This window comes from Pseudoroseomonas cervicalis ATCC 49957 (assembly GCF_000164635.1).
Taxonomy (GTDB): domain Bacteria; phylum Pseudomonadota; class Alphaproteobacteria; order Acetobacterales; family Acetobacteraceae; genus Pseudoroseomonas; species Pseudoroseomonas cervicalis.
This window is the reverse complement of sequence record NZ_GG770780.1, coordinates 73943-77222: the sequence shown is the minus strand read 5'-3', so window position 1 is coordinate 77222 and position 3280 is coordinate 73943. Positions and strand designations below refer to the sequence as shown.

General features: G+C 71.2%; 5 protein-coding genes. 3 read left to right on the top strand and 2 right to left on the bottom strand.

Annotation, left to right across the window (positions count from 1 at the left end):
- Positions 1-217 (bottom strand): Nif11 family protein (locus HMPREF0731_RS25525; protein WP_040613348.1); only part of this gene is annotated, 217 nt, incomplete at its 3' end.
- Positions 218-499: 282 nt separating this feature from the next.
- Here HMPREF0731_RS25525 and HMPREF0731_RS13770 point away from each other — a divergent pair.
- The 3 genes from HMPREF0731_RS13770 to HMPREF0731_RS13760 are packed head-to-tail and all read left to right on the top strand — an operon-like array spanning position 500 to position 2629.
- Complete coding sequence (locus HMPREF0731_RS13770) at positions 500-1255, top strand: amino acid ABC transporter ATP-binding protein (protein ID WP_007004758.1); 756 nt, start codon at positions 500-502, stop codon at positions 1253-1255.
- A gap of 9 nt (positions 1256-1264) precedes the next feature.
- Positions 1265-1945, top strand: coding sequence for an amino acid ABC transporter permease (locus HMPREF0731_RS13765; RefSeq protein ID WP_007004757.1), 681 nt, complete (start codon positions 1265-1267; stop codon positions 1943-1945).
- Positions 1946-1957: 12 nt separating this feature from the next.
- Positions 1958-2629: an amino acid ABC transporter permease gene (locus HMPREF0731_RS13760; protein ID WP_007004756.1), complete on the top strand. Its 672-nt coding sequence runs from the start codon at positions 1958-1960 to the stop codon at positions 2627-2629.
- A 150-nt stretch (positions 2630-2779) separates the two neighbouring features.
- On the opposite strand, the gene HMPREF0731_RS13755 is transcribed toward HMPREF0731_RS13760, so the two are convergent.
- Positions 2780-3280, bottom strand: a 501-nt coding sequence (locus HMPREF0731_RS13755; protein WP_040613346.1) for a YceI family protein, incomplete at its 5' end; no start/stop codon positions are given.

Here is a 3280-nt window from a genome sequence, read left to right as displayed (position 1 = left end):
CCAGCGCCGCGTCCGGCAGCGCCGCCCCAGGGGCAGGCGGAGCGGCAGGCGGAGCGGCGGGCAGGTCGGCGGGCTCGATCGCGTAGCCATGGCGCCGCAGCAGGGCCGCGGCCTGCTCGCGATCCGGGCAATGGGCGAGCGCCGCGCCCAGCGATTGCCGCAGGCCGGGCTGCTCCTCCAGGTCCCGCGTCAGGCGCTGCCATTCCGACACGCTCATCGTTCTCTCCTCGCCAGGGGCCGGGCGGCGCCGTGGGGGCGCCCGGATGGGGTTGTCCGGCAGGATAGCACCGCTGCCCCGCCGGAACGATTGCGCGGCTTCTCAATCTCGGGCTTGCGCGTCTCCGCCCGTCAGGCATGTTCCATTCCATGGGCGGATGAAAACGGGGTTGTGCCGATAAATGGCACGATTTTTGCTAGAAATTGCCGGTCATCGGCTTTGCGGCGTCCTCCCCCTCGCCTATAGCCATCCGCACCATCCTCCCCAGGCCGAGGAACCGCCATGTCCGCCCCGCCCGCCCCGCGCCCGATCATCGATGCCCGCGGCCTGTGGAAACGCTTCGGCGCCACGCCTGTGCTGAAGGGCGTCGATCTCAGCGTCGCCGAGCGCGAGCTGGTCTTCATCATCGGCCCCTCCGGCTCCGGCAAATCGACGCTGCTGCGCTGCCTGAACCGGCTGGAGGAGCCGGATGACGGCTCGATCCATGTCGACGGGATCGAGCTGCTGAGCCCGAGGACCGACATCAACGCCGCGCGCCGGCGCATCGGCATGGTGTTCCAGAGCTTCAACCTCTACCCGCACATGACGGCGCGGCAGAACGTCATGCTGGCGCTGCGCAAGGTGCTGGGGAAGGGCAAGGCGGAGGCCGCCGAGATCGCCGGCGCCGCGCTGGCGCGGGTGGGCCTGGCCGAGCGCATGGAGCATTTCCCGGCGCAGCTCTCGGGCGGCCAGCAGCAGCGCGTGGCGATCGCCCGCGCCATCGCGCTGGAGCCGCGGGTGATGCTGTTCGACGAGCCGACCAGCGCGCTCGACCCCGAGCTGGTGGGCGGCGTGCTGCAGGTGATGCGCGAACTGCGCGAGAGCGGCATGACCATGGTGGTGGTCAGCCACGAGATGGCCTTCGCCAAGGCGGCCGCCGACCGCGTGGTGTTCATGGCCGATGGCCAGAAGCTGGAGGAGGGGCCGCCGGCGCAGCTCTTCGGCGACCCGCAGCATGAGCGCGCCCGGGCCTTCATCCGCCAGATCGGCCGGCACTGAGGCGGGGCGATGGGCGGGCTCGAGAACTTCCTCTTCTCCTTCTTCAACCTGAAGGTCATGGCCACCTACCTGCCGCTGGTGGCGCAGGGCTTGGCGCTGACCATCCTGCTGGCGCTGCTGATCGTCGTCTCCGGCCTGGCGCTGGGGCTGGCGCTGGCGGTGCTGCGGTCCTTCGGCATCCGGCCGCTGAACTGGCTGATCATCTTCACGGTCGACCTGTTCCGCGCCCTGCCGCCGCTGGTCATCATCGTGCTGCTGTTCTTCGGCCTGCCGGCGATGGGGCTCGGCCTGTCCGGCTTCGCCGCCACCTGGCTGTCGCTGACCCTGGTGCTGATGGCCTTCTCGGAGGAGATCTACTGGGCCGGCATCACCGCCGTGCCGAAGGGCCAGTGGGAGGCGGCGCGCTCCACCGGCCTGTCCTTCCTGGCGACGCTGCGCCTGGTGGTGCTGCCGCAGGCGCTGCGCATCACCATCCCGCCGCTGACCAACCGCACCATCGCCATCACCAAGGGCACCGCGCTCGGCTCGGTGGTCGGCGTGTCGGAGATCCTGGGCGCGGCGCAGAGCGCCATGTCCTTCTCCGCCAACCCGACGCCGCTGACCATGGGCGCCATCGCCTATCTGATCCTGTTCATCCCCGTCGTCGCGCTCGGCCGCTGGATCGAGACGCGCTTCGCCTGGAAGCGCTGAGGAGCGGCCACCATGGAAGATTTCGCCTTCGCCTTCCTGAACGGGGAGATCCTGGGCCAGGCCTGGCCGATCCTCTGGCAGGGCTTCCTCTACACCCTGGGGCTGTCGGCCATGACCGTGCCGCTCGGGCTGGTGGGAGGCGTCATGCTGGCGCTGCTCTCCACCGCCGGGCCGCGCAGCATCCGCTGGCTGGCCGCCGGCTGGACCGACCTGTTCCGCGCCATCCCGCCGCTGGTGCTGCTGGTCTTCCTCTATGCCGGCCTGCCCTTCGCGGGGCTGGATGTCGGGGCCTGGGGGGCGGTGGCCATCGGCTTCTTCCTCAACACCGGCGCCTATTACGGCGAGGTGCTGCGCGCCGGCATCGAGAGCGTGCCGCGCGGCCAGATGGAGGCGGCGCGCAGCACCGGCCTGAACCGCGCCCAGGCGCTGGCCCATGTCGTGCTGCCGCAGGCGGTGCGCAACGTGCTGCCCGACCTGGTCAGCAACACGCTGGAGGTGGTGAAGCTGACCTCCATCGCCTCGGTCGTCGCGCTGCCGGAGCTGCTGTTCCAGGCCCGCCAGGCGCAGAACGCCACCTACAACGCGACCCCCATCGTGGCCGCCGCGGTCGCCTATTTCCTGCTGCTCTGGCCGCTGGTGCGGCTGATCTCGCGGCTGGAGAACAAGGCCATGGCCGGGCGCTGAGGCCTTGAGAGGGGCTTTGCCCCTCTCAAACTCTCCCCACCAAAGGCCTGAGGCCTTTGGAAACCCATCTGTTTGAATCTTGCTGAAGGCGGGTGCAGGGGACCCCGTCCCCTGCTGGGGGAGTTTGAGGGGGCGAAGCCCCCTCAAGCCTCACCCCGCCCAGGGCAGGCGCAGCCGCAGCGAGAGCCGCACCGTGTCGGACAGCACCGGCTCGGCCACCATGCCGAAGGCGGCGCGCGACAGGGCGCCGCCGGCCTGGAAGGCGATGCTCCCGCCACCGCCTGGCTCGGCCCGGCGGTCGCGCAGCGCCGCCTCCAGCCGCAGGGGCTGCGCCGTGCCGCGCATCGCCAGCACCCCCCGCAGCGCGTAGCGGCCGGCGCCCAGCGCGGTGAAGGTCTGGCTGTCATAGCGCGCCTCCGGATAGCGCGCGGTGTCGAAGAACTCGGCGGAGCGCAGCAGGGCGGTGCGGCCGGGATCGTCCATCTCCACCGCGCGCATGTCGAGGGCGACCGACAGGGCGGCCGCCTCGGGCCGCGCCGGGTCCAGTTGCAGCCGCCCGGCGAAGCGCGGGAAGCGCCCGGTCAGGTCGAACAGGCCGAGGGCGGCGACGGCGAACTCCACCGTGGCGTGGCGCTGGTCGAACTCCAGCGC